General features: G+C 33.1%; 27 protein-coding genes. 6 read left to right on the plus strand and 21 right to left on the minus strand.

Going from position 1 to position 25,708, the window contains the following annotated elements; all coding sequences use genetic code 11:
* Positions 1 to 96 precede the first annotated feature (96 nt).
* Both HMPREF3154_RS06305 and HMPREF3154_RS06310 read left to right on the plus strand, forming a co-directional pair.
* Entirely contained in the window at positions 97 to 378 is a 282-nt protein-coding gene (locus HMPREF3154_RS06305) for a GNAT family N-acetyltransferase (protein ID WP_002432606.1), read from the plus strand.
* Between the two features lie 151 nt (positions 379 to 529).
* Positions 530 to 1,339: a VOC family protein gene (locus tag HMPREF3154_RS06310; protein WP_023351136.1), complete on the plus strand. Its 810-nt coding sequence runs from the start codon at positions 530 to 532 to the stop codon at positions 1,337 to 1,339.
* Positions 1,340 to 1,379: 40 nt separating this feature from the next.
* On the opposite strand, the gene HMPREF3154_RS06315 is transcribed toward HMPREF3154_RS06310, so the two are convergent.
* Together HMPREF3154_RS06315 and HMPREF3154_RS06320 are read right to left on the minus strand one after the other, a co-directional pair.
* A complete protein-coding gene (locus tag HMPREF3154_RS06315) occupies positions 1,380 to 2,873 on the minus strand; it encodes an aldehyde dehydrogenase family protein (protein WP_002432802.1) in 1,494 nt (497 codons plus the stop codon).
* 280 nt (positions 2,874 to 3,153) lie between these two features.
* Positions 3,154 to 3,813, minus strand: coding sequence for an NAD(P)H-dependent oxidoreductase (locus HMPREF3154_RS06320; RefSeq protein WP_023351135.1), 660 nt, complete (start codon positions 3,811 to 3,813; stop codon positions 3,154 to 3,156).
* Between the two features lie 299 nt (positions 3,814 to 4,112).
* Here HMPREF3154_RS06320 and HMPREF3154_RS06325 point away from each other — a divergent pair, with 299 nt between their 5' ends.
* Entirely contained in the window at positions 4,113 to 5,105 is a 993-nt protein-coding gene (locus tag HMPREF3154_RS06325) for a D-lactate dehydrogenase (RefSeq protein WP_023351134.1), read from the plus strand.
* Between the two features lie 58 nt (positions 5,106 to 5,163).
* Here HMPREF3154_RS06325 and HMPREF3154_RS06330 read toward each other — a convergent pair whose 3' ends face one another.
* Both HMPREF3154_RS06330 and srtA read right to left on the minus strand, forming a co-directional pair.
* Positions 5,164 to 5,967, minus strand: a complete 804-nt coding sequence (locus HMPREF3154_RS06330) for a Cof-type HAD-IIB family hydrolase (protein WP_023351133.1) — start codon at positions 5,965 to 5,967, stop codon at positions 5,164 to 5,166.
* Positions 5,968 to 6,194: 227 nt separating this feature from the next.
* Positions 6,195 to 6,806, minus strand: a complete 612-nt coding sequence (gene srtA / locus HMPREF3154_RS06335) for a class A sortase SrtA (RefSeq protein WP_023351132.1) — start codon at positions 6,804 to 6,806, stop codon at positions 6,195 to 6,197.
* A gap of 194 nt (positions 6,807 to 7,000) precedes the next feature.
* Here srtA and HMPREF3154_RS06340 point away from each other — a divergent pair, with 194 nt between their 5' ends.
* Complete coding sequence (locus HMPREF3154_RS06340) at positions 7,001 to 7,492, plus strand: GNAT family N-acetyltransferase (protein WP_030058792.1); 492 nt, start codon at positions 7,001 to 7,003, stop codon at positions 7,490 to 7,492.
* Between the two features lie 41 nt (positions 7,493 to 7,533).
* Here HMPREF3154_RS06340 and HMPREF3154_RS11395 read toward each other — a convergent pair whose 3' ends face one another.
* The 14 genes from HMPREF3154_RS11395 to pgsB form a co-directional block, all read right to left on the minus strand.
* Positions 7,534 to 7,710 carry a hypothetical protein gene (locus HMPREF3154_RS11395; RefSeq protein ID WP_016898584.1) on the minus strand — a complete coding sequence of 59 codons (177 nt, stop codon included), beginning with the start codon at positions 7,708 to 7,710 and terminating at the stop codon, positions 7,534 to 7,536.
* A gap of 304 nt (positions 7,711 to 8,014) precedes the next feature.
* Positions 8,015 to 8,914: an L-serine ammonia-lyase, iron-sulfur-dependent, subunit alpha gene (gene sdaAA, locus HMPREF3154_RS06345; RefSeq protein WP_002432338.1), complete on the minus strand. Its 900-nt coding sequence runs from the start codon at positions 8,912 to 8,914 to the stop codon at positions 8,015 to 8,017.
* Between the two features lie 13 nt (positions 8,915 to 8,927).
* On the minus strand, positions 8,928 to 9,608 hold the full coding sequence (sdaAB, locus tag HMPREF3154_RS06350; protein WP_002432599.1) for an L-serine ammonia-lyase, iron-sulfur-dependent subunit beta: 681 nt from the start codon (positions 9,606 to 9,608) through the stop codon (positions 8,928 to 8,930).
* Between the two features lie 2 nt (positions 9,609 to 9,610).
* On the minus strand, positions 9,611 to 10,654 hold the full coding sequence (locus HMPREF3154_RS06355) for a PTS sugar transporter subunit IIC (RefSeq protein ID WP_002432706.1): 1,044 nt from the start codon (positions 10,652 to 10,654) through the stop codon (positions 9,611 to 9,613).
* 534 nt (positions 10,655 to 11,188) lie between these two features.
* On the minus strand, positions 11,189 to 11,986 hold the full coding sequence (locus HMPREF3154_RS06360) for a hypothetical protein (RefSeq protein ID WP_023351130.1): 798 nt from the start codon (positions 11,984 to 11,986) through the stop codon (positions 11,189 to 11,191).
* A 274-nt stretch (positions 11,987 to 12,260) separates the two neighbouring features.
* Entirely contained in the window at positions 12,261 to 13,748 is a 1,488-nt protein-coding gene (xylB, locus tag HMPREF3154_RS06365) for a xylulokinase (protein WP_023351129.1), read from the minus strand.
* Positions 13,749 to 13,966: 218 nt separating this feature from the next.
* A complete protein-coding gene (gene rbsK, locus HMPREF3154_RS06370; RefSeq protein WP_023351128.1) occupies positions 13,967 to 14,890 on the minus strand; it encodes a ribokinase in 924 nt (307 codons plus the stop codon).
* A gap of 48 nt (positions 14,891 to 14,938) precedes the next feature.
* Positions 14,939 to 15,343 carry a D-ribose pyranase gene (rbsD, locus tag HMPREF3154_RS06375; protein WP_023351127.1) on the minus strand — a complete coding sequence of 135 codons (405 nt, stop codon included), beginning with the start codon at positions 15,341 to 15,343 and terminating at the stop codon, positions 14,939 to 14,941.
* A gap of 21 nt (positions 15,344 to 15,364) precedes the next feature.
* Positions 15,365 to 16,246 (minus strand): ribose/proton symporter RbsU, encoded by an 882-nt coding sequence (gene rbsU / locus HMPREF3154_RS06380; protein WP_023351126.1) that lies wholly within the window; start codon positions 16,244 to 16,246, stop codon positions 15,365 to 15,367.
* A gap of 270 nt (positions 16,247 to 16,516) precedes the next feature.
* Positions 16,517 to 18,121, minus strand: coding sequence for a gamma-glutamyltransferase (locus HMPREF3154_RS06385; protein WP_002432872.1), 1,605 nt, complete (start codon positions 18,119 to 18,121; stop codon positions 16,517 to 16,519).
* Positions 18,122 to 18,123: 2 nt separating this feature from the next.
* A complete protein-coding gene (locus tag HMPREF3154_RS11400) occupies positions 18,124 to 18,285 on the minus strand; it encodes a hypothetical protein (RefSeq protein WP_002432774.1) in 162 nt (53 codons plus the stop codon).
* A complete protein-coding gene (locus HMPREF3154_RS06390; protein WP_023351125.1) occupies positions 18,275 to 19,348 on the minus strand; it encodes a CapA family protein in 1,074 nt (357 codons plus the stop codon). The genes HMPREF3154_RS11400 and HMPREF3154_RS06390 overlap by 11 nt, the downstream gene beginning before the upstream one ends.
* A 23-nt stretch (positions 19,349 to 19,371) precedes the next feature.
* Positions 19,372 to 19,824 (minus strand): poly-gamma-glutamate biosynthesis protein PgsC, encoded by a 453-nt coding sequence (pgsC, locus tag HMPREF3154_RS06395; RefSeq protein ID WP_002432315.1) that lies wholly within the window; start codon positions 19,822 to 19,824, stop codon positions 19,372 to 19,374.
* 4 nt (positions 19,825 to 19,828) lie between these two features.
* On the minus strand, positions 19,829 to 20,986 hold the full coding sequence (gene pgsB / locus HMPREF3154_RS06400; protein ID WP_002432337.1) for a poly-gamma-glutamate synthase PgsB: 1,158 nt from the start codon (positions 20,984 to 20,986) through the stop codon (positions 19,829 to 19,831).
* 464 nt (positions 20,987 to 21,450) lie between these two features.
* Here pgsB and HMPREF3154_RS06405 point away from each other — a divergent pair, with 464 nt between their 5' ends.
* Positions 21,451 to 21,771, plus strand: a complete 321-nt coding sequence (locus HMPREF3154_RS06405) for a hypothetical protein (protein ID WP_002469876.1) — start codon at positions 21,451 to 21,453, stop codon at positions 21,769 to 21,771.
* Between the two features lie 20 nt (positions 21,772 to 21,791).
* On the opposite strand, the gene HMPREF3154_RS06410 is transcribed toward HMPREF3154_RS06405, so the two are convergent.
* A complete protein-coding gene (locus tag HMPREF3154_RS06410; protein WP_023351123.1) occupies positions 21,792 to 22,664 on the minus strand; it encodes an AraC family transcriptional regulator in 873 nt (290 codons plus the stop codon).
* A gap of 103 nt (positions 22,665 to 22,767) precedes the next feature.
* On the opposite strand from HMPREF3154_RS06410, the gene HMPREF3154_RS06415 reads away from it, so the two are divergent.
* Positions 22,768 to 23,688, plus strand: a complete 921-nt coding sequence (locus tag HMPREF3154_RS06415) for a DMT family transporter (RefSeq protein ID WP_023351122.1) — start codon at positions 22,768 to 22,770, stop codon at positions 23,686 to 23,688.
* A gap of 91 nt (positions 23,689 to 23,779) precedes the next feature.
* On the opposite strand, the gene HMPREF3154_RS06420 is transcribed toward HMPREF3154_RS06415, so the two are convergent.
* Together HMPREF3154_RS06420 and HMPREF3154_RS06425 are read right to left on the minus strand one after the other, a co-directional pair.
* Positions 23,780 to 24,751 (minus strand): alpha/beta hydrolase, encoded by a 972-nt coding sequence (locus tag HMPREF3154_RS06420; protein ID WP_023351121.1) that lies wholly within the window; start codon positions 24,749 to 24,751, stop codon positions 23,780 to 23,782.
* Between the two features lie 105 nt (positions 24,752 to 24,856).
* Positions 24,857 to 25,705, minus strand: a complete 849-nt coding sequence (locus tag HMPREF3154_RS06425; protein ID WP_002432918.1) for a YitT family protein — start codon at positions 25,703 to 25,705, stop codon at positions 24,857 to 24,859.
* Between the last annotated feature and the right edge of the window lie 3 nt (positions 25,706 to 25,708).

Here is a 25,708-nt window from a genome sequence, read left to right on the forward strand (position 1 = left end):
AAAAGCAATAGCTAAGCCTTTAAAACATTAATCATGTTTTAAAATTTAAGATGAGTGATAAATATATGTATAAACATTTTAAAGGAGTGAACGTTAATGGCTGAAGAAATTAAACAAGGCGATCATAAATTTTATGTGGGAGAAGATGAGAATAATCCACAAGCAGTAATTACTTTCAAAGAAGTAGATAACAATGAAATCGATATTGACCATACTGGTGTATCTGATGAACTAGGTGGTCAAGGTTTAGGGAAAAAATTAGTGAATAGCGTTGTTGAATATGCGCGTAATAATAATTTAAAAATCATTGCTTCTTGCCCATTTGCTAAAGATGTTTTAGAAAAAGACGACCACGCGCAAGATGTATATTTAGGCTAATACATTGATATTTAATCATTCCAAGGAGATATTATTCTTCTTGGAATTTTTTTGATTCAAACTTGCTCTTTTCACCTCCTAGTAGTATATTTATTATACTTAGTATAAATATTAAATGAAGATGACTTTTTCATTTGAGGAGGACTACACTTTGCATACCTTTCACTCATCAGAAGCAACGCAAGTTACAAATATCACTCTGAACGTTAAAGATTTAAATACAATGACTGACTTTTACTCTAATGTTTTAGGTTTTACAATCAATAAACAAACTGAGCAACAAACCATTTTTTATATCGGTAAACATGAACATACATTAACTTTGAATAGATTGATTGATGGTCGTCAACCTGGATTGAGAGAAGCTGGATTATTCCATATCGCCTACCTTCTCCCTTCGCGTGTTGACTTAGCAAACTTCCTTTATCATGCTAGCCAACTCAATATCGCGGTTGGTGGTGGCGATCATCTTGTAAGTGAGGCTTTATATTTTAATGATCCAGAAGGTAACGGCATTGAGGTCTATCAAGACCGTCCTGATGAAGGATGGCAATGGAATGATGGATTTGTCAAAATGGATACACTACAAGTTGATGCCAATGATTTAATTGCTCAACGTTCTAAAGAAGGATGGCAAGGTTGGCCAGAAGATGGGATAATTGGACATTTACATCTTAAAACACATGATCTAGGACAAGCACGCGCATTTTATATTGATGATCTAGGGTTAGAACAAATTTCTAATTTCCCCCAAGCACTCTTCATGTCCACGCAGAAATATCATCACCACATTGCGGTGAATACTTGGCAGTCAAATATAGCAAGAACACATAATCAACTATCATATGGGTTAACTCATGTAGATATATATCAACCTAATGCAGAGATTAAACATTTAACATCACCAGAAGGCTTTGACATTAAGATTCATGGTGATAAAAACTTAGTGTTAAACACATAAAAAAAGAGGGCTTTCGCCCTCTTTTAATTTTTTATTTATATTAATACATACCATTTGGTTGGTTACTTGTATCAATAAAGATATTTTTAACTTGTTGATAGTTTTTAATTGCGTCTTTATAAACTTCACGACCAATACCAGATTTCTTATAGCCGCCGAATGGTGCGCCTGCTGGAATTTGGTTATACGTATTAATCCAAATACGACCAGTTCTCATTGCTTTAGAAACATTTAATGCACGGTTGATATTAGTTGTGAAAATACCACCAGCTAAACCATATTCTGAGTCATTCGCGATATCAATCGCTTGTTGTTCATCATCAAATTTTTCAACTACTAAAACTGGACCAAAGATTTCCTCTTGAGCTAATTTGTGTTTATTATCTTTTAACTCAATAATAGTCGGCTCGAAATAATAACCTTTATCTAATCCATTGTCTGTAATACGATGACCACCAGTTAAGATATTAGCTTTATCATCATCTTCTGCAATTTTTACGTAACTTTGAATTTTTTCTAATTGATCTGGACCAGTTTGCGCACTCATTTTTACATTTTCATCAAATGGATCACCAACTGTGATATTTTCAAAAGCTTCTTTTAGTTTAGGTAATAATTCGTCATAAATTGAAGATTGTACTAGCAATCTTGAACCTGCACTACAAACCTCACCTTGGTTAAATAGAATTCCTAACTGAACGCCTTCAACAACTTGTTCTAAATTCGCGTCATCAAAGATGATGTTGGCACTCTTACCACCAAGTTCTAATGTTGTAGGTACAATGCGTTCAGCTCCTGCTTTTGCTACGCCGTAACCTACATCTGTTGAACCAGTGAATGATAACTTATCTACACCTTCATGGTTAAAGATAGCGTCACCTGATTCAGAACCTTTACCAGTTAAAACGTTCACTACACCTTTAGGTAAAACTTCTTGGAAAATTTTAGCAAGTTCAATTAATGATAAAGGCGTTGAAGAAGATGGTTGAATAACCACTGTGTTACCTGCAGCTAATGCTGGTCCTAATTTCCATGAAGCTAATAAAATTGGGAAGTTCCATGCAACCACTGCACCTACAACACCTACAGGTTCATTGACAACTAAACTCATAGTGTTTTCGTCAATTTCATTGACTGTACCTTCATCAGTAGTTAAAACACTTGCGAAATATTTAAACTGATTTGCTGCTTGAGGTACATCAATTGTAGAAGTTTCACGATATGGTTTACCATTTTGTAATGATTCAACTGTAGCTAAATGTTCAGCCTTTTCATGAATGCGACGACTAATTTCTAATAAGTAATCAGCGCGTTCAGCTTTTGAAATTTTACTCCAACTATCAAAAGCATCGTGTGCAGCTTGCACTGCTTTATCTACATCTTCTTTGCCAGCTCTTGCAACTTTAGCTAAGTCTTCGCCATTAGCTGGGTTAGTTACTGTTAATGTTTCTCCACTACCACTTGATTGGAATTCGTTATTGATAAATAAGCCATAACTTTCGTCGATATAATCTCTTACGTTAATATTTGCCATTTTAACCCATCCTTTATAGTGATATTTGAATTGTTGAAACTACCTTGCTTAAATTAAATATATTTTAAAATGTAAACGTTTACTTTTTGTAGTTTTTATTTTACCTTCTTTTCTATATGATTCAAAACAATGTGTTTATGAGCATACTCAAAAAGAAGTCCTAATCTTGAATTACCCGCATATATAAAGACTTATTCACTTCTGAAAAATTTAAAAATTTTCAAAAAAACAGACTCTACAATCTAAAATTATAGAATCTGTTCTTGAATATTTTAAATTATTATACCCAGCTAATGACGTCATCTTTATTTTGACGAACTTTACCATGAGCAGGTTCTTCAGCTCTATAACCGAAACCAACCATTACTGAAATACCGAAATGTTCAGTATCTAGGATACCTTCATCAGCTAATATCTCAGTCACTTTATCTAAGTCAAATCCTTCCATTGGGCATGAATCAACGCCTAAGAGTGCTGCAGTCGTCATCATATTACCTAATGCAATATAAGTTTGTTTGCTAGCCCAATCATACAATGTACGTTCATTATCATTAATGTGGAAATTGGTTTGGAAATTATCAAACTTTTCATTAACTGCTGGAATTATGCTTTCTTCGTACTGTTTAACACCACGAATTAAGTTTTGGACGTATTCAGATTGAGAAGTTACATTTTTACGTGCAAATATCAATACAAAGTGACTCGCTGTATCTAACTGCTTCTGAGCACCCCAACTGTATGGTTTAAGTTTATCTCTTAATGTTTCACTTTGGACTACAACAAAATGCCACGGTTCCAAACCTAGAGAACTTGGAGATAATCTCCCTGCCTCTAAAATTGTTTCAAAATCTTCATCACTCACTTTTTTAGACGGATCAAATTGTTTTGTAGCGTGTCTAAATTTAAACGCATCAATGATTGTTTGATTCATATTACTCATACCAGTGTTTCATCCTTCCTAAAATACATTGTTAACAATATCAATTTTCATTACATCAAAAGTATAAATGACTTTTGTACACGATAAAAGTAAATGAATTTCATAAAAAAAGAGGATGTTTATTTTTAAAATGAGAGATTTTTCACATTTTTCTTTTCCAAAGGTCATTTCGCACTTGATTTGTGAAAACTTTCACAATATAATGAGCTTGTAAGTTTTAGTCTTACTTATTTATTTTTATTCTTATAACTTATTATTTAGTACGATTTTTTACATTTTAGAAATGGGGTTATTTTTTAATGACAAGAATTATGTTTTTCGGTACACGCGAATATGAGAAAGAAATGGCATTAAACTGGGGTAAAAAGAATAACATTGAAGTAACTACTTCTACTGAACTTTTAAGTAAAGATACTGTCGACCAACTTAAGGATTATGATGGTGTAACTACCATGCAATTCGGTAAATTAGAAGATGAAGTTTACCCTAAACTCGAAGCATACGGCATCAAACAAATCGCTCAACGTACTGCGGGATTCGATATGTACGATTTAGATCTTGCTAAAAAACATGGTATTGTTATTTCTAACATTCCTAGTTATTCACCTGAGACTATCGCAGAATATTCTGTTTCTATCGCATTACAACTTGTACGTAGATTCCCTGCAATCGAAAGACGCGTACAAGATCACAACTTTACTTGGGCGGCACCGATTATGTCACGTCCAGTTAAGAATATGACAGTCGCTATCATTGGTACAGGACGTATTGGAGCTGCCACTGCTAAAATTTACGCAGGATTTGGTGCAAAGGTTGTTGGTTACGATGCTTATCCTAATCATTCTTTAGACTTCTTAGAGTATAAGGATTCTGTTGAAGAAGCTATTAAAGATGCAGACATCATTTCATTACACGTACCTGCAAACAAAGAAAGCTTCCACTTATTTGATAAAGAAATGTTTGCGAAAGTTAAGAAAGGTGCTATTTTAGTTAACGCTGCTCGTGGGGCTGTTATTAACACACCTGATCTTATTGATGCAGTTAACGATGGCACATTATATGGTGCTGCAATCGATACTTATGAAAATGAGGCCGACTACTTTACATTTGATTGGACTAACAAAACAATCGAAGATCAAACGCTTTTAGAGCTTATTAGACACGAAAAGATTTTAGTAACACCTCACATTGCTTTCTTCTCAGATGAAGCAGTACAAAACTTAGTTGAAGGCGGCTTAAATGCAGCGTTATCAGTTATTCAAACTGGAACTTGTGAAACACGTCTAAACTAATATATTTAAAAGGGTGAGAAAAGTTGGTATATCCACTTCTTCTCACCTTTATTTATGCTCATATGTTACTTAGTACTACTTCTTCAATAGTAGTTAATACACCTTGTTTATCATTAGATGGTGCTACACCACTCGCTAATTTAAATAATGATGCGTCGTTACTATTTTCCATAACATAACTATATTGTGCGAGTTCTAGCATATCTTTATCATTATTAGCATCACCAAATGCCATTAATTCAGTAGACGACATCCCCCATTCAGTAAGTAATTGTCTTAATGCTTGACCCTTTGTCATATTAGGCATAATAACATCTATACTATCGTGCCCACTTGAGACTAGCTTAATTGTATCTTTAAAAGCTCTCTCTAACTCATCATCCAAGTGAGGATGAGTTTCTCGATTGATATTGAAAGCAATTTTAACATAATCGTCTTCAGGTAAATGTTGTAATGAATCAATTTCTTCTAATTGATGATAATAAAAATGCGCGTCCTCTTTAAAAGTTGCTTGGGTACTTTTTAAAATATACGCACTTTTCACACCACATATAATGAGTTCATCCATCTTGTGTTCAATGTTTAAATAATCAACAACGTCTTGAAAATCTTGTCTATTGAAACTTCGATAGTTGTACAGCTTATTCCCATTATATATGACCGCCCCATTTTCAGAAATAAAGAACATATCTCTAACGCCAAAGATAGACTTCAATTTCGCATATTGATTTCCACTTGCAGCTATAAATTGTATGTTATGCTTCTTTAATTTTTTAAAAATTGTTTCAAACCGTGCCTCATCAAATTGCTTATTTGAATCTAAAAAAGTGCCATCCATATCTACTGCAATTGCGCGTATCATTTTAATATCCCCTTTAATTGACCAACTTTAATCTCATTATATCTGTGTGTGTGAATGGAATGAAGTTAAAGATAAGTCTATGAAACTATATTCACATTTAGAAATTGATTTCATCACTTAAAAATACTTAACTCATGTGAATGTTTGTTAAATGTCTATTAAACTTTATGATTTATTACTATAGTAAAAGGTAGAAGTATCTTGTATATACTCCTACCTGATTGTTCTTAATTCACTTGTGTTGCGATGAATATTTTTCGTTTCTCCCAGACACCTGTTTTCTCATTATAATCATCACAAGTAATCAACGTTAATTGATTTTTTTCACCTTTTTGTTCATCTAAAACTTCAACATCTGATGGATTAACGTCATGAATTTTTGTCATTTTATACTTACGTGTTTGATTACCTACTTTAAAATATACTTTACTTCCTTTTTTAGCTTCTTTTAGATTAGTAAATTGATAGTGCGGACGGTCAGTAAATGTGTGACCAGCGATAGAAATATTTTGTTGATCTAATGATTCATCACCTTCAGCGAAACTCACACCTCTATTAAGTTGCTCTAGTGTCGCAGGTCCTGGATAAACCGGCTCCTTAATTTCAGCATCTGGTACTTCAATATAACCAGCCATTTTGGATTTATCCTTTGGAATTGTAGGTGTCTTTTGTTTCGTCGAGGTATCCTTTTTTTCATCGTTGTCATATTTCTCAATCTTATTGTCGTTATCTTTTTCATGAAGATAATTATCAATATGTGGCTTTGCAAATAAATATATTGCTAATAATATTAATAAGACACCAATGAACGTCGTTAATCGACTCGTCCATTTTTTCATTACTGTAACTCCTTTAAATGTTTTTAAAGATTTATCGTAGTTTGAGATAAGTATAGCATTATTTTGACACGACAACACTAATATAAAAGGAGCTTATAAAATCTTTTATAAATATCGCATGTGAAATTACTTAACAAATAATTGATTTATTAGAAATAAAGGTATTTAATGGAATGTAAAAAGAGGGGTGCCCAATGATTAGACATGCTAGAAAAGAAGACCTGCCAGATATTCTTAAAATTTATAATGACGCCATAATTAATACTACTGCAGTATATACATATGATCCCAAGGAATTAGAAGAACGACTACAGTGGTTTGAAACAAAATCAATAGCCGAAGAACCTATATGGGTATATGTTAAAGACCATCATGTTATAGGTTATGCAACATATGGCTCTTTTAGAGATTGGCCAGCCTATCTTTATTCTATTGAACATTCGATTTATGTTGATCCCGACTATCGTGGTCAAGGTATAGCTTCAAAGTTATTAGAAATACTCATTCAAGACGCAAAGGCCAAAAATTATCGAACAATTGTAGCGGGGATAGATGCTTCTAATGTAGGAAGTATTGAGCTACATAAAAAATTTAATTTCACTCACGCTGGAACAATTAAAAATGTAGGATATAAATTTGAAAGATGGCTCGATTTAGCATTTTATCAGCTTGATTTACATCAATAAAAAAGAATGAAATTTAACTAAGGAATGTCTTTGGTTAAATTTCATTCTTTGTTTTTATTTTCAATAACAAAACGAATATAGTAGAACATAAAAACGAGAATCATACTTAATGATAATGATTTAAATAATAAGTTGACCCATGTCCCCTCTGTAGTCCATAAATAAGTTATCGTTGTGTTAATGATGAATGCTAGAAAGATAAGGAATAATCTTAGCATTGCATCAACCCCTTTTAAGCTATTTTAGATTGGGGACCCACATTTTGCAATACTAAAGAAGCACTTATGATGGTAATAATTCTTTAGTGCTTCTTACATAATAGTTTCTTGACTATTGTGTTCATCTAATATGCGAATTCTAATTTCGACGGTGTTCTTAATGCAATAGACCATAGTCTATTGTAATCCTTTTTAATCATTCAACTATGTACTTACTAAAACAGTTAATCTTTATAACCTTAGAAAAAAGCACTTTAGTCTTGCCATACACAAAACTAAAGTGCTTCATCATTATATTTATAAGTTATTTATTATTTACCATATTTTCAGCTTCACCGAAAATTTTACGTTTAATTTCTTCACCAGTTGGTGTACCAGCTAGACCACCTAAACCTGTTTCACGAAGAGATGCAGGTAAATTACGACCAACTCTGTCCATCGCACCGATAACTTCATCAACTGGAATACGACTTTCAACGCCAGCTAATGCAAGGTCTGCTGAAATTAATGCGTTACCTGAACCAATAGCATTTCTCATTACACAAGGAATTTCAACGAGTCCTGCTACAGGATCACAAACTAAACCTAATAAGTTACTTATCGCAAGTGCCATCGCATGACCAGATTGCTCTGGAGTACCATTAAAGATAGCTACAGAAGCTGCTGCAGCCATTGCTGACGCAGAACCAACTTCTGCTTGGCAACCGCCTGTAGCACCAGCAACACTTGCGTTGTTTGCAACTACACGTCCAAATAATGCTGAAGTAAATAGGAAATCTATCATTTGATCTTCAGTTAAATCATGAGTTTTCTCTAATTTGAAAAGAACTCCGGGAATAGTTCCCGAGGAACCAGCTGTAGGTGTAGCACAGATGATACCCATTGCTGCATTCACTTCGTTTGTTGCAACTGCGCCTTTAACGGCTTCAATCATTTCTTTCCCTGATAAAGCATGATTGTTTTCGTTGTAATCACGAAGTTTTGCCGCATCATGGCCTGTATAACCTGTAACACTTTCTACACCGTCTCCAGTAGTACCTTTTTCTACTGCATCACGCATCACTTCAAGATTTTGTTTCATGCGTTCACGTACTTCGTCGCGTGATATACCTTCTCTTTCCATTTCTTCGTTGATCAAGATATCAGCGAAGGAAATGTCATGTTCAACAGAATAATCTATTGTCTCTCTAATTGAATCAAACATTTATAATCCCCCTCTAATTGATATAGGAAACGTTTAAGTCACTGTATTTTTCTCTAATTTTGTTTAATGTTGATTCTGAGATTGCTTTATTTAAAGGTAATACAACTAGACCATTATTGTCGCTCGTCTTGACAGTTTCATCACCAAAATCAATTTCCATATCTGTCATGTCGTTGATTAAGTGATTCACCTGAGCTTTATCCATTTCGCCGTCTATTTCTAACATTGGAAGTCCATTGTTAATTTCAACTTCTAAGCCATTGACGTTAATGCCTTTAAGTTTAATTGTACCGCCACCAATTGAAATACCAATGACTTCAATGTGACGTCCACTTTCAGAGTTCGCCTTAATATAAGCACAGTTAGGATGTTGACCGATACTTTCTCCATCTTCTTCGATGATATCAACATCAATATTTTCATCCTTAGCTATATCTAATGCTGATTTAATTCGGCTATCGAAGGTGCTATAGCCCATAGCACCACCAACTACAGCTACGTCTGTACCATGTCCTTGGTGCGTCTTAGCAAAAGATTCATAATAATGAATCTCTAAAGTTTTAGGCATGTCTCCTAAAACAGCACGTGCTGAGTTACCTATTTTAACTGCACCAGCAGTATGAGAACTTGATGGTCCCATCATAACTGGTCCAATAATGTCAAAAGCACTTTGGTAATCATAGCTTTTAGCCATTATTAAACACTCTCCTTAACTCGATTCTTTTTCCCTGGTAATTTGAAACTAATATTCATTAAGTTAAACTTCTTGATAATTGAACTCATAACGAATGCTAGTACTACACTTACTATACCCACTGTGATGATAGTTATGATAGAAGTCACTGCATTATTAAATCCAAATAATACAATCGCACCTGCGATCGGTGTAGCCATACCTTTTACATTGATTACTAGTCCACTGAATGTAACGATACAAGCATTTACAACACCGATGATGGCATTCGTACCATAAAGTTGTAGTGGATATTTTGCAATTAAATCTATTTGTGTCAATGGTTCGATAAATACTGCGAACGCATTGGTTTTCTTACCAATATGCAGTCTACTGAATAGTACTGCGTTAACGAATGAAGCACCAGTACATGTTAATGCACCGATTGCCATTGGAATACCTGTAAGCCCTAATAAGCTTGTTAAGACCATTGAACTTAAAGGCGTCATGCCTGTTACAGGTATAACTAGTCCTAATATAACTGCTAAAGCATAAGGATTATCATTACCTACAGATGAGATAGCTGAACCAATTTGTTTAAGTACAGCGATAACCCCTGGTGAAATTAAATTTGCTAAACCAAATGTAATTGCTGGAGCCAATAAAATTACAACAATTAAATCTAGTCCTTCTGGAACTTTTTTCTCTATCAATTTAATCCCAAAAGCAATAATATATGCTGCTATAAATGCTGGCAATAATTTTGAGTCATGTAAAACTAAACCAACGATAACAGCAAAAACTGGAGATACACCCAAGTTTAAACAAGTTAAAATACCAACTGCAATTCCGCTTAAACTCCCTGCTAAGTCACCAATTTCTTGAAAAAATTTAATGTGGAACACGCCACCGATAGCATAACTTAAGAATGCTTGTGGTAAGTATGTGGCACAAGCTGCCCCTGATAAAGCTTGTAAACCTTGTTTACCATATGGCGCAAAGTTTAAGAACAGCGTCATGATGATAAGTACAATTACTAGTGTCCCTACTCCTAAGATTATATTCATTTCCCCATAACCTTCTTTCTGTTTTTTTAGGCCATAGCTATCGTACACCCTTAAGAAAGCGATTTCAATAATTTACAACAAATAAATTAGTAGATATTGTGAAATAATTCACTAAGTTATATTTTTATTGTTGCAAAAAGTACAAAAGAGAAATTATTTTGTTATTTGATTTTATTCGAAACATTTTACACCTAGCCCTGACGAATGTAAACGCTATCATAAACATTAATTTACCCTTACCTCAAAATCGTCTTCATATGATGTACAGATAACTAGTACATATCATTTAGGCGACTTATATATTCTAACGCTTATTATCTCAAAATGTAACAAATTGCTCACAATTTTTAAGGGCTTATTGCAAATTTCTAGTGCAACCAGCCCTTAAATATGAATGTTTAATTTAAAATTGTATTTTTACCCTTAAACCTATTTTCAGATTCACGGGTGAATTTTATCATTTTCTACTCTTACCTATATCATTTTAATTAATTAGGCGGACTTCTACCTCTATATCTTTTCAATAAGTAAAAGTTACCCTTTAATGAAAAATAATTTTTCAGCTAAGTCATAATTCTTTTGACTCAATGAAAATTCTTGTCTTGTAAGTCTTTCTGGTAATTCAAGTATAAGTAAGAAAAGTTTGTCTACATTTGTTAACACTTCTTTAGATGTAGACATAGATATTGATTCCATTTGCTCAATAAATGGTGCGTATCTACAGTAAGCACTAACAAATATTTGTAGAGGATAGATGCTTTGATTGTTTTTATATAAATTAATGAAGACTTTAACAATATGACTGGGATAGATGATTTCTATAATATTATCTTGAATAGAGAATTTTAAATTGCATTTTTTGAGTTCTGAAAGTAGTTTTTGAAGCATATATAGGAGTAAAGGAATGTCGCGATTTTCATGAGCAGGTGGAAGGTTGAGTTTATCAGTTAATGTATCTGGATCTAATGGGAATGATAATTTAAGTGGTTTAACAGTTGTTTTGATTTTTAATTGGGTCATTCTAGAGTATGCACTCAACATTTCACTGTGCTGGTTGACAGGATAGAATTGTAAAAAACGTAACTTTTCATCATTAATATCACTTTCAGCTTCATCTCTTAGATTGATAAACTGATTATTTAGTTGATGCGAAGGTGGTTGATATTGAGGGAATTGAATTGACCTTTGAAGTTGGTGTGTAGTGGGTAGTGTAATATCTTGGTGTTCAAGTTCAAGTAATAAATTAGGATAGTCGAGTTCATTCATATACGCAAACGTTCGTGGCGACATACGGCTTAGAAACTCACACAATTCTTGTTTCAAAATTAACATATTATCATCCTCTCGGTGTCTTATTTTTTAATTGTGCTCATATATTAATTGTTAAAATATAATTTTATTAAACGTTCTATTTAGTGTAATGTCAATATTCATTTCCTTGAAAATAATTTTTCTTTTTTGTCGCTCAAACTAAAAATCAATTATTGTTTCCCATCTTTTCAATAATTCACTTTTTTCAATAAATTTCTATATAAAGTCTAGGTTTTGCATTTAGAGTTATCAAGATAAAAAACTCTCGCACAAGAATTGTCCGAGAGTTGGTACTTTACTTTGTAATCGCTAGCAGTTCCTTTGTTAGTTCTTTCGTTTGCTTATAGACTCGTTGATAAACATTATGGAATTGTTCGTATCGTTTATGATTTTCGGCATTAGGTTTAAAAACTTCTTCAACTTTAATAAATGTCTCAACACAATCAGCTACACTTTCAAACCAACCTAGTCCGTATGCTGCAAGCATAGCTGCTCCCATACTTGGACCTTCTTCATGTTTTAATTTTTTCACTTTCATATTAAAAACATCTGCTTGAAGTTGAAGCCAGAACTTACTTTTAGCCCCTCCACCAATTGAGGTAATTGAATTGATTTCGTGTCCTGCTTCTCGCATTATTTTGATTGAATCATATAAAGAATAAGTAATACCTTCTATAACTGCACGTGCAAAATCTGCTTTTTTGTGTTGTCCACTAATACCAATAAAACTACCTCTAATGTAGGCATCCCCATGTGGCGTGCGTTCACCAGCTAAGTAAGGAGCAAATAATAAGCCATTTGCTCCTAGTTTGGCACTTTCAGCAGAATCTAAAATTTGGGCGAAGGAGTCATTTTCAAAGAATGTGGTCTTCAACCAATTCAAACTATAACCTGCAGCTAATGTAACTCCCATCGCATAATACGTATTAGGAATACTGTGATTGAAGAAATGTAAATTCTGATCATACTCTGTAACATGATTATGTTCAACATTTAATACAACGCCAGATGTTCCTATACTACATAATGCCTCTTTATCATTAATCACGCCAGCTCCTATAGCTCCACAGGCATTATCCCCACCTCCGGCAAATACAGCAACCTGATGCTTTAAACCTAGTTCATCTGCCAGTAATTCGCTAACGTACCCAACACATTCATGTGAATTGACTAATGATGGATAAATATCAGGGATATTGAAAATTGAGCCCACATCTTTTGTCCACAAATTTGTTTTAGGATTTAATAATAATGTGCTAGCCGCATCACTGTATTCCATATTAATTTGATTCGTTAAACAATATCGTAAATAATCTTTAGGTAACATAAATACATTCACTTGTTCCCAAATTTCAGGCTCATGTTGTTGAACCCATAACATTTTAGGTAATGTAAATCCTTCTAATATTGGGTTATAGTTGAGTCTCTCACCATACACTTCTTTAATTTGACGACACTGTTCCGAATTTCTAGTATCATTCCAGAGTATTGCATTGCGTAAGGGCTGTCCTTCTTTATTTAAGACGACTAGACCGTGCATCTGTCCTGAGAACGAAAGACCTTTCACAGCTTTATTCTTTAAAGCATTTGAAGAGATAATGCGCTTAACGCCACGCTTAGTAGCTTGAAACCATTCATTAGGGTCTTGTTCACTATATCCAGGTTGCTCTTGAAATAATTTCAATGGTTCACTTACAGTCTCCAATACTTCGCCTTGGCGATTGACTGCGATAATTTTAATTGCGCTCGTTCCTAAATCAATACCTAAAACAACTTCTTCCATCTTTTGATCACCCTTCGTTTATGTCAAATATGTATTAAGTTATCTCTGTATATTTATATCATATATGCTTACATACTATATGAAAACTTAAAGTTTGGAGTTAATAGTATTTTAGAAAAAATAATAGCTCTAAGATGATTGTTTTAACACAACTTCTTAGAGCATTTTTTTAATTATGAATACGTAATGAAATACCTTTCACTTATAAGACCAGCTAATTATTTATAGACATTGATTACTTCATCTCTAGTAGGAATAGCTGCTTGAGCTCCTTGTCGTTGAACAGTTAAAGATGATGCTTGATTAGCGAATTGGATAGCTTGTTCCAAATTACTCAAATCTTTGTTTAATTGACTCACAAAAGCTCCAATAAATGTATCACCTGCAGCAGTAGTATCAATAGCTTCTACTTTATAGGATGGAACAATGTTGGATTCATTCTCAGTGGCATAATATGTACCTTGTTCCCCAAGCGTAATAAGTATTGTTGAAATTCCTAATTTGAAGAAATATTCTACGGTTTCTTTCATGTTATCTTGATTAGTGATAGAGATACCTGATAGTAGTTCAGCTTCAGTTTCATTAGGAATAATAATATCTGTTAATGTTAATAAAGATTTAGGTAAATCAATCGCAGGGGCAGGATTGAGTACAGTTGTTACACCATTTGCTTTAGCAATTTTAAAGGCTTGTTCTATAGCTTCAATTGGTATTTCTAATTGTGCCACAACAAAGTCCGCTTCAGTAATTGGTTGTTCTGCTGCCATGACATCTTTAGCACTTAAAGTCATATTTGCTCCACCATATACTAAAATTGTATTCTGACCGTCTTCTGATACTGTTATGAAAGCTTGTCCTGTTTCTTCATTATCAGCGGTTAAAATATATTCCGTATTAATAGACGCCTCTTTGAAATCTTCAATGATAAAATCGGCATTCCCTTCTTTACCTACTTTAGTAACAAAAGTTGTTTCAGCTTCTAGACGACCAGCTGCAATCGCTTGATTAGCACCCTTTCCTCCACCAAATTCTCGTTGCGCTTGATCAATGTGTAATGTCTCTCCTGGTTTAGGAAAACGCGTCACGTTAATAAATTTATCAACATTGGTTGAACCTACTATAACTACCTTGTTTCTACTCATTGAAATAGCCCCCTTTTTAGATATATAATTCTTCAATCGTGCTTTCTATCAAAAAGTGACATTAGATTCTAATACGATATTAGAGAATGGTGTGGTCTCTCCTGTTCTAATGTTCCCTTTATTATGTGGTGATTGAAGCATCTCTTTCATTTTACTATGAGGAATAAATTCAATCTCTACATGTTCCTCGATTAAGTGTTTAATTGCTTTAAGCTGAGTTGAATTATTTGTTTTTATCTCTTCTGCTAAGTAAATTTTTTGAATCTCCACTTCTGTTAAAACATTTTCAAGTACATCTATAAAACTTGGTAAGCCTTTAGTTACTGCTAAATCAATACGTCTTTCATCATTAGGTATAGGCATTCCTGCGTCGTTGATGGTAATTAAATCATAATGTCCTAAAGTTGAGATAGCTTGTGAAACATGACTATTTAATACTGCTGTCTTTTTCATAAATATCAATCCCTCACTAAGTTATTTAATAAATACAGTTACGGAAGCAGCAATAAGAATTAAAACCAATCCGATAATAGTAATCATTAATTCTTTTGGTGTTTTCTTCTGATTTAAAAAGAAAATACCTGTTAAAGTTGCTAAAACGACTGAAGTTTGGGAAAGAACGAAACCAGTAGCTAGTCCATTCATATTGGGTTGGGCTGAAATTAAATATGTTAACGCGGCAAAGGCGAAGAAGAAACCAGAAATAATTTGTTTCCAACTGACTGCTTCTTTAAAGGCATTCCCTTTGTTCATATTCATTAGAGCATAGATGACTGCTACAATTACCATACCAATAGCTTGTGGTAAAAATGCTTTTAATCCACCTATATCTGTAGCTTGTGGTGCAGCTGAATAAACCCAATATCCAATTTCACCAATAAGTAATAAAACCACTGCTTTTCTAAGATTTTGACTATACTCTTGTTCACTTTTCTCTGACCAAACTGTCATGCGTGCGCCAACTAAAATTACTATGAGTGCTACGAATCCAATCATTTTGTTTGCTATACCAGGCCAGTTACCTAAAGCGAATACGCCCCATAACGAAGCACCTAATAATTGAAAAGCTGTTGTAATAGGCATAGCTCTAGATGATCCTACTAACCCAAACGCTTTAAATGTAATAATTTGACCAAATGCCCATCCGGCACCTGAAATAATTGAAAATATGAGTGCCATACCTCCGGGTATTCCAATACCTTTTACCACGGCTAATATAATTGCAAAGATTAATGTCCCGACTGTTGCACCAAAGATTTGGTTCACAGGTCGTCCACCAAATTTAGATGCAATCGTTGGGAACAATCCCCAACCTAATAACGGTCCTAATCCTATTAATAAAGCTATAATATCCATAAGCCACCTCGAAGTCTTAAATAATATGTAAAACTTTTACTCAATCATCATACTATTTATGAATTGACCTGTATACGCTTACACCCAATGTCATAAAACTGTCGGATATGCATAAATTTTTTTACGGTGAGGGAAAATTAATATTGCAATCATAAATCAGTCATTTTAAAATTAAATGTTTTAATCACATGATTCCACTAAATACATAAAAACACCTTCAAAGTGATATGATTTCAACTTTGAAGGTGTACTATTATTTGTATTTAATTTTTAACGGTTACCAACATCTGAACCGACGTCTACTGATTTTTTATTTTTATCATACACGGCACCTTGAACACTACCGAAGTTAGGGTCATTACGTTTTTCTTGAACGCCATAACCTAAACTTTTGAAGATGTTAATATCTTCATCGCTTGTAGCATTTTCATAATAAACTGTACCACCATCATTATAAAAACGTGGTTTATCAACAGATTCTTGCAACGTACCGTTACCATTTAAATAATCTACGATAACCTCATCTAAGATAGTAGGAATTTTGTTACCTCCAGGAGTACCAATACCCATGTAGAAGTTAGGACCTACCACTACTGATGGTGAAATGAATGATCTTGGTGCTTTATGAGGTTCCCCATAGTTAGGACTCGTTGATTCTTTAGAGAAGTCTCCTAATGAGTTGTTCATATAGAATCCTTCTTTCATGAAATCACCAGATCCAAAGTAACTTGAAAGTGTATTAGTCGTACTTGCTAATTTACCATCTTTATCAATAACTACAAAGTGCGTTGTACTTGTATTATCAGTTCTTATTTGGTTAAAGTCACTACCATTTTCTGTGTTGCTTCCAACATTAACTTTATTTAATTGACCAAGTAAGTAATCATCCGATAATTGTTGGTCGTTACTTGCTTCTGAACCATTAACAATATCACGGTTTTGGTACATTAAATCACGTGATTTAATCATCGCAGTAATAAAGCTAGTACGGTCAGCATTATTTTGGTTTTCTTGTTCATCAACTTTTAAACCTTGTAAAGTTAGCGTACCACCTAATGGGTTAGAAGCTGAATAAATTTTGTTATTTTTATAAGTTGTGCTTACTGGTTCTTTTGATTCAGTTTTGAAGGTTGTGAAGTCCTTTTCAGTCAATTTATTTTTTAACTGTTTAGAAATACTTTTGCCTACGTCTTTGTAGAAGTAATCTGGGCCTTTATCACGGATTTTCTTTAACGTGTCAGCAAGTTTACTTTGCTTAACAACGTCACCTTCACGTACTGTTTTACTTCCTTTGAAGAAAGGTGAATTACGGTCAATCTTAGAGCCGTAAATTTTCAAACTACGTTCAAGTTCTGAATCTACTTCGAAGCCATCTTCTGCTAAAGGAATGACGTAGTTAAAGATTTTCTTCTCATCCATTTTACCTTCTTTTTCATGCATATCATGCATACCTCTAACGAAGCCAGGTACACCGATTTTGTCGCCTTGTTTATAATTGTATGAAGACATTGTCTTATATTCATACATTTTAGGGACTTCTCCATCTTTACCATTGTACGTTAGCGTTGCGCCCCCACCGCCTAAACCAGACGAATGAGGTTCAGTTACAGCTAGAGCATAAGCAACACCTTCAGCTGCATCTGTTGCATTACCGCCATCTTCAATTATTTTATTACCTACTTTAGTTGCAATTGCATTATTAGAGGCAACACCATAATTTTTTTGGTTACCAGATTGTTTATGGTTCGCTATCTTATTTTCATATAACGTGTCTTTGTCCACTTTCTTCTCTGTTGTTAAGAAATAAAAGAGGAACGAAATCACAATTGTTATAACTAAAATGACACTCAAGGTCACTTTATTATATATATTCATATTTAGCTTGCCCCTTTTGAAAGATATTGCTGTTCTCCATTTTTCAATTCATTTTGTTCATAATGATCTAAACCTTCATTTGCTTTGGCAAATGTCACTAATAAGAAAATGACAATAACTAAGATGACAACGACGATTGGCAACCAATGTTTTTTAATATTCAAAAGTATAACCTCCACTATTATCTGATTTTAAATTAACTGTTTTATCTTTGATATTGTTATGGAATCTTACATGATCCAATTTATTCATATCATCTTTAGAGATTTTACCGTCTTTTGACTGAATTGGTGTGATATGGAATTTATTATGTTTTCCGTTCCAATCTTGTTGTACGATCATGCCTTTTTGATTTTTCGATAAGAAGTCATCTGAAGTTGTATTACCTAAACTATAGAAAATAGGTGTATTTTTATATTTTTCTATTTTCTGTACAACTGAATTATGACCAACAATAATGTCAGCACCAGCATCTGATAATGCGTGCGCATATTCTTTTTGTCTATCAGTTACATTTCTTTCATTAGGAATACCCCAGTCAACATTAACTACTACGTAATCATTGTTTTCTTTTAACTTCTTAATGAGTGGATAAAAAATCTTCGGATCTAAACTGATTGAAGTCGTATTTTTTAAAGGTTTAGTATAATTTGATTCAACATCTGTAAATGATACATTTGCGATTTTCTTACCTTTAATTTCTTGTTGAACAGTTTTACTATTTATAGGATTTGAACCATTTCCTGTTAAAAAGTTATAACCTGCTTGAGATTCAACTTTTCTCATTAACTCTGTCGCTTGAATATTATCAATAGACTTGTTGATGAGATTTACACTTTTAATATTTTGTTTACGTAAGAACATGATATTTTCTATGTTTTTATTAAGATCATCTTTTTGATTTTTTGAAAATTCATTAACCAATAAAGAAGCCGAAGAAAAATCACTATTCTTTAACGTGTCTTGAATTCCTGCAAATACATCATTCAAATTATTTTGGCGAATGTGTTTATTTAAAGTAATGTTGCCTAAGTATGTAAATCGAAGGCTATTTCCACTTTTGGCATCACTTTTGACAGGATCGACATGTATTGCTCTGATCGCAAATACTAATAGAATTAAAGCTGATAAAAGGACAATCGCCGTGTAAAGCGTGTTTCTTCTTTTATGTCTTTTAGACTGTTTAAGTAACCACTCACTGGGCGATAATCGTTTTTTCTTTTTCATTAATACGCGCTCCTTGTTCGTGATTAGTTGATAAAGCTATATAAGAACAAGATGACATAAGTAATACAAGTTAATAACATTGTAGTTGATAATGTAATTACGACACCTTGCTTTTGAACCGTATTTGCAATGATTCCTGGAATGACAACACCAATACCTGAAACTTCAACCATCTCAAATGGCGTGAGAGGATAAATTAAGTCAAATATAAACTTGAGTACCATACCAGTTAAAATCATAGCAGCGAATTTTCTTCTACCATATAAAATCACCCATTTACTAATACCGTTATTAACAATAAAGTAAGTTAAACAACTAATAATCAATACTGATAATAACATTATGGGTTGATCAAAAATTAAAGCTAAGTAACCAGGAACAACAAGTCCTGCCGGGTTGATCCCGAATTTCTCAGCAAATATTAAACTGAGAATAACACCTACGAATAAGGAGAAATATAACTCTGAACCTATCATTTTTTTATTCTATCCCTTCTATGAATTCCGCTATTCTTCCACCCGGGCCGTGGATGTTTCCTACACAAAAGACAAGTGCATTTTCTGACTCATGCATAATTCCTTTTTCAATTTCAGAGAATTCTTGCCCTTCGTAATTTAAATATTTCTTATCTGGCATTTTTTGCATTAGGTTTGAAACCATTTGCGTACTCTTACCAGTACAAATTAAAACATCATAATCAACATCTTCTAAGAAATTTTCAACGAATAATTGTGTTCTATCAATTCTATCTGAACGACAATTTAAAATGATAATTTTCTTTTTGTATGGATAATTATATGATTCAACTTTATTCAAAATTGCCTTCGTTGATTTTGGTTCATTTGCAGCAAAAGCATTAACAAAGACATTTTGCGTGTTATTTGCATGGAAATATTTAATACGCACCGCACCTGGATCGGCTGGGGCATTTAACATACCTTGAAGTGCTGTTTCATAATCTACACCAACAGCCTCTGCTATACCTAAGACAATGGCAACATTATCCGGGAAGACTAAGTAGTCAAATTTTCTTAAGTATGATTCAGGTATTTCGTCTTTATCTACAACGATGATTTCCGAATTTCGCTTTTTAGCTTCTTTCGCGAAGAAATCAGTATATTCATCTTTCATTACAACTAATTTACCATTATATGGAATAGTTGCTGTAAAGGCTTGAGCTACATCTTTAAGAGTTGGACCCAATACATCCATGTGATCTTCCATCACGTTTACAATAACGCCAATGTTTGCCTTTACTAAATCTTTTTGGAATGTAATTTGGTAGTCAGGGTTAACAGCCATACACTCATTAACAAGTGCGTTTGCTTTTTGCTTTACAACCTTACGAATAATATCACGCTGTTCACCAATATTTGCACCTTGAGGTTTTCTAATTACATCGTATTCTTTCTGTGTGAACCAGTACATCATTCTCGCATCTGTTCCAGTCGTTTTACCGATTACTCTGTAATGGTCTTCTCGAAGCACACTGTAAGCCATTCGAGTGATTGTAGATTTCCCACGAATCCCATTGATATTAATTCGTAAAGGGATTTTCTTTAGTCGATTCGCATGACGTCTTTTTTCTTTAATTCCTAGCCATAGAATCAACAGGACACACACTATAATGAGAATCAATCCGTCTTACCTCGCTTTTCTATGTAATATTAAATTGTTAATGGAAAATGATAAACACTAATTTAAATTAATTAACTCACAATTTTTACAAAAATTTAAAACGTTTCCATCATAGTAAAGTCTAAATAAAAAATTAATCAAAAGTCAATATAATCTATATAATTCATCATAATTCATTACAAATTTTTTTATTCTCTAACTAGTAGTAGACTATCATGTGCGTGTTGACTCAGTTTTAAATCTTTTAACCCAACATTAAGATAATGTAAATAAATGTAAAGTTATTACATATACACTATGCATTTTTTAGAAAAAATGATAAATTTTATTTTTATATTGTAGAATTTTTTAATTCATTTCATATCTTTAGTAAAGTAATGAGAATTTTACTTTGAATTTACATTAGCTTAAAAAACACATGTTACCTTAAATATGAAAGTTACTACGACCTTAGGAGGATATGGATGGATAAACCAGTAAAACTCGCTGTTGGCGTCTATCTTGCAATCATACTAGTTGTTTGTAGTTGTTATCTTGCTTTTATACTTATCGGTAGTTTACAAGGTAAAGATATGAGTAATTCAGTTTTAGATAGTGATCATTCTCGTATCAACAACACATCTAGAAATAGTGATGAGGACGTAAGTTCAACATCAAGTCATTCAGATTCATCTCATTCACACTCTTTCACAACTTCTAACTACAAAAATGTAGATTCGAATAACACTCAAAATAATTACCATCAAACACCAAAAAATGCGAATTCCAGTTATCAGGTATATTGATAACAGAATTCGCATTTTTATTAATGTGATAATTGAAATTGTTTAGGTGTAACTTTGTATTTATCTTTAAACATCTGTATGAAATAACTCGTTGTAGAAAAACCGCAATCCATAGCTACTTCCGTTACATTATTATGAGTTAATTTAAGTTGCTTTGCGCCCTTTTCCAATCGATAGTGTAATAAATATTGGAAAGGCGTCATACCTACATACCTTTTAAAGAGCTTAATCGTTTCTGAACTGCTAATGCAGGATATCTTACATAAGTCATGCATTTTTATTTTATATGTGTAATTACTCTGAATAAAGTTTATGCAATCTTTTATTCTTTGATCAAAGTAATAATATTGTTTGGAATGATGAGTTTGATCAATCAGCATGACGAGATATTTCAAACAAATATAATACTCACTTAATATATTAAGTTGATAATGCTTATCTTTTGCTTCAAATAATTCTCCTACATTTTTTATCTTTTCAATTAATATCTTTTCTTCTACATTGACACCATTTATTTTCATATAAGGATGCTTATCAAGCGTATTAATAATTTGATTTACATATTTATAATTTACATAGTCTGTCGCATCAGGTAAACCAATATTCCAACAGTAAAAGGAAGTATCCGCTTCAAGCCCTTCTATTTTATGAACTACATTTGTATTAATAAACAAAGCTTGATCCTTTTTTAATACAACGGTTTGATTAGCAATTTCAATTTGAATAGTCCCACAAGTGACCACCATCAGCTGTAAATCATTGTGCCAATGCAAAGGGATATAACCTAGAATCGTTTGGTCAAGTTGAGTATGTAACATGATATGTTGCCATAAGGAATCTGGGTAATGAATAATTTCTTCTAAATTTTCTTTCAATCGGATATTTATTGTCATGGATATCAACCTCAATATATTGATACTTTTTTAAAGTAAAAAGATATATTTCTAATTATATACTATATATCATGAGATTAATCATCATTATGGAGGTGGCGAATTGAAAGGTTATAAACAATCGAGATTAAAAGGTATCTTATTCGCTATTATAGGGGCAAGCTTATGGGGATTAGGGGGAACTGTTTCAGATTTTCTATTTAAGCATGCAGGAATCAATGTAGACTGGTATGTAACTACAAGATTAATAATTAGCGGTTTATTTTTATTAGTCATGTTTAAAATAATGAATTCTAGACAATCCATATTTGTCATTTTTACTCGTGTATCTCACGTGATTACTTTGATAATTTATAGTCTCTTTGGCATGTTAATCGTTCAATATGCTTACATGGCATCAATTAATGAAGGTAATGCAGCAGTCGCTACTTTATTACAATATATTGCGCCTGTATATATCATTCTATGGTTTGCATTCAGAGGTAAAGAAAAGCTAAGGGCATTTGATATAGTTGTTGTACTCTTGACACTTGTCGGTACATTTCTGCTCTTAACAAATGGTTCACTTTCTAAATTAATTGTTGCCCCTTCAAGCTTATTTTGGGGAATCTTGGCCGGATTAGCTCTAGCATTTTACACTATCTATGCGGAAAAATTATTGAATAAATATGCCTCCATTTTAGTCGTTGGTTGGGCAATGATTATTTCCGGTATAATTATGACTTTACGTCATCCTATTTGGAACGTCAGTATGACTCAATGGCATGTGTCAACGTTTCTTTATTTAATATTTGGAATTATTGGAGGCACTGCTCTAGCATATTATCTATTTATTGATAGCTTGAAATATCTATCAGCTAAAGAAACAACGTTATTTGGTACGATAGAACCTGTAGTTGCAGTTGTAGCAAGTGGTTTATTTCTAGATGTATCATTTAAGGCTTTTCAAATATTAGGAATTATTATCATAGTCGTTCTTATTTTAGTTCTTTCTTTGAAAAAGCAACCCAATATCGACAACTAAAATGATTACCAGCCACTAAAATTTAAAAAACTCACATGAGGAAATACCATAATGAGTGATTTTTCTCATGTGAGCTTTTAACTTATCGAAATTATTTTAGGATAATACGCTTTAATTGTTCTAAGAAGCGTTCTCGTTCTGGAATAGGAAAAATAGGATAAATATGGAACAAGCTATAACCTGGTATAAATTCGTGATTAATACCCTTTTCATTCAACATAGTTGAGAATTTAACAGCATCTGGATACAATGTTTCTTTCGTACCCGTTGTTATAGTAATATGCCCCAAATCCTCTAAATCTCCATACATTGGTGATAATTTGTAATGATCTAAAGGTGCATCGCCAGCCCATAAATTGACTAAATATTTACTACCTTCAATACCCAACATTGGATCTTCTTTTTCATATTTTCGAGCTTCTGGATTACTAAATGTTGCATCTAAAACAGGTGAAATTAATACAATATGGCTTGGTTGTGGTTCACTATCTTTTTTAAGGTGTTGAGCAAACGCTAATGCAATTTGTCCACCAGCAGAATCCCCCATTATTATCATTTGTTTTGAATCATCTATTTTATTTAGCAAATGATGATACAGCTTTGTCAGTAATTCAAATGTAGTACGATAATCCCTATGTGGAATTTTTGGATAAATTGGCATAACAACCTTCGCATTTAGCGAATCAGCCAATAAATCCATGTATTCAAAATGATAATCTAATGGGTCCTGAAACCATGCTCCACCGTGTATATACAAAATAGTACGTTGATCGCGTTGTCCTTCATCATTGACGATATAAACTAAGGAACCATCGTAGTCTTTAATTTGAACTCCATGACTAAATTCATAATCTGTTCCACTATATTTACCCGCTGTTTCGTATTTCGTTTCCTCTAGAGCTTTTTCTGCATCTTGTACATTTTCAAACGTTTTTTTCATTCCAGACATGCGAATCATTTTTTCTTGTAAAAAGCTCTTATAACTTCTCTTTTCTTTGACTCTTGCATATAAAATTGTGCCGACAATAGTGGATCCTATAATGGTTGCTAATTTTCTCAACATCTGAAAGTCGACCTCCTCATTTTCTATTTAATACCATTTTAAATCAAAAATAGAAAAACTTTGAGTAAATGGCTTCAACAGTCCCTAATTAAATAAGAAGATTAATTATTTAGTATTAATAAAACCATTACCTAAGACATCACGCACATCGTGTATAACGAGGAAGGCACTTTCATCATAAGAATTAACAATCTTCTTCACAGTACCAATCTGACTTTGTGAAACAACAGCGTATAATACATCTGTATTGTTTTGCTGATAAGCGCCTTTACCACTTAATAATGTTGACCCTCTGCCAGTTGCTTGATATATGTCAGAGCTTATTTGTCTATTGTATTCAGAAATCACTGTCACAGCCTTCTTAGGATTAAAACCTTCTACTACAAAAGCCATTGCTTTCTCCACTATGAATAGCATAACAATTGTATAAAGTACATTTGAAACCGGTAAGACAAGAAGGAAGGATAGCACGACTAAAGCATCTAAAATTAATAATGCTTGAGAGGTTTTTACTTCTGAATATTTGCTTATAATTCTAGCAATAACTGATGTCCCGCCTAATGTACTTTGAGCAGCAATAACAAGTCCTGTGCCAATACCGATGAGTAAACCAGCGAAAACAGAATTGATAAAGTTTTCATGAATACCTAATCCAAAATGCTCTGTTAAATCTAGGAAAATAGAACTTGCCGTAATCGTTATTGCAGTGTATATAGCAGTCGTTCGGCTTAAAAATTTCCATCCTACAACAATTAAAATAGCGTTAATAATAAATGAACTTAGCGCCGGTGAAATACCTAATGTATAGTTCAAAATAAGCGATAGACCAATTGCTCCACCTTCACCTAAATTACCAGGAATAACAAAGCAATTGACTCCTAATGCAATAATTAACGTCCCTAGTAAACAAAAAATAACGTTTTTAAAGTGTTCTTGACGACGTTTTTTCTCCATTTG

It is taken from the genome of Staphylococcus sp. HMSC06C11 (assembly GCF_001808345.1).
GTDB lineage: Bacteria > Bacillota > Bacilli > Staphylococcales > Staphylococcaceae > Staphylococcus > Staphylococcus capitis.

Coding starts and splice junctions, on each gene's coding strand:
- rbsK (WP_023351128.1), bottom strand. CDS start 14,890: ATGAGTAGAAACAAGGTAGTTATAGTAGGTTCAACCAATGTTGATAAA.
- rbsD (WP_023351127.1), bottom strand. CDS start 15,343: ATGAAAAAGACAGCAGTATTAAATAGTCATGTTTCACAAGCTATCTCA.
- xylB (WP_023351129.1), bottom strand. CDS start 13,748: ATGGAAGAAGTTGTTTTAGGTATTGATTTAGGAACGAGCGCAATTAAA.
- HMPREF3154_RS06360 (WP_023351130.1), bottom strand. CDS start 11,986: ATGTTAATTTTGAAACAAGAATTGTGTGAGTTTCTAAGCCGTATGTCG.
- HMPREF3154_RS06305 (WP_002432606.1), top strand. CDS start 97: ATGGCTGAAGAAATTAAACAAGGCGATCATAAATTTTATGTGGGAGAA.
- HMPREF3154_RS06390 (WP_023351125.1), bottom strand. CDS start 19,348: ATGAAAAAGAAAAAACGATTATCGCCCAGTGAGTGGTTACTTAAACAG.
- HMPREF3154_RS06355 (WP_002432706.1), bottom strand. CDS start 10,654: ATGAATATAATCTTAGGAGTAGGGACACTAGTAATTGTACTTATCATC.
- HMPREF3154_RS06425 (WP_002432918.1), bottom strand. CDS start 25,705: ATGGAGAAAAAACGTCGTCAAGAACACTTTAAAAACGTTATTTTTTGT.
- HMPREF3154_RS06340 (WP_030058792.1), top strand. CDS start 7,001: ATGATTAGACATGCTAGAAAAGAAGACCTGCCAGATATTCTTAAAATT.
- HMPREF3154_RS06330 (WP_023351133.1), bottom strand. CDS start 5,967: ATGATACGCGCAATTGCAGTAGATATGGATGGCACTTTTTTAGATTCA.
- HMPREF3154_RS06320 (WP_023351135.1), bottom strand. CDS start 3,813: ATGAGTAATATGAATCAAACAATCATTGATGCGTTTAAATTTAGACAC.
- HMPREF3154_RS06420 (WP_023351121.1), bottom strand. CDS start 24,751: ATGTTGAGAAAATTAGCAACCATTATAGGATCCACTATTGTCGGCACA.
- HMPREF3154_RS06315 (WP_002432802.1), bottom strand. CDS start 2,873: ATGGCAAATATTAACGTAAGAGATTATATCGACGAAAGTTATGGCTTA.
- HMPREF3154_RS06405 (WP_002469876.1), top strand. CDS start 21,451: ATGGATAAACCAGTAAAACTCGCTGTTGGCGTCTATCTTGCAATCATA.
- HMPREF3154_RS06410 (WP_023351123.1), bottom strand. CDS start 22,664: ATGACAATAAATATCCGATTGAAAGAAAATTTAGAAGAAATTATTCAT.
- HMPREF3154_RS06385 (WP_002432872.1), bottom strand. CDS start 18,121: ATGAATATATATAATAAAGTGACCTTGAGTGTCATTTTAGTTATAACA.
- HMPREF3154_RS11395 (WP_016898584.1), bottom strand. CDS start 7,710: ATGCTAAGATTATTCCTTATCTTTCTAGCATTCATCATTAACACAACG.
- HMPREF3154_RS06325 (WP_023351134.1), top strand. CDS start 4,113: ATGACAAGAATTATGTTTTTCGGTACACGCGAATATGAGAAAGAAATG.
- srtA (WP_023351132.1), bottom strand. CDS start 6,806: ATGAAAAAATGGACGAGTCGATTAACGACGTTCATTGGTGTCTTATTA.
- rbsU (WP_023351126.1), bottom strand. CDS start 16,246: ATGGATATTATAGCTTTATTAATAGGATTAGGACCGTTATTAGGTTGG.
- sdaAB (WP_002432599.1), bottom strand. CDS start 9,608: ATGGCTAAAAGCTATGATTACCAAAGTGCTTTTGACATTATTGGACCA.
- sdaAA (WP_002432338.1), bottom strand. CDS start 8,914: ATGTTTGATTCAATTAGAGAGACAATAGATTATTCTGTTGAACATGAC.
- pgsC (WP_002432315.1), bottom strand. CDS start 19,824: ATGATAGGTTCAGAGTTATATTTCTCCTTATTCGTAGGTGTTATTCTC.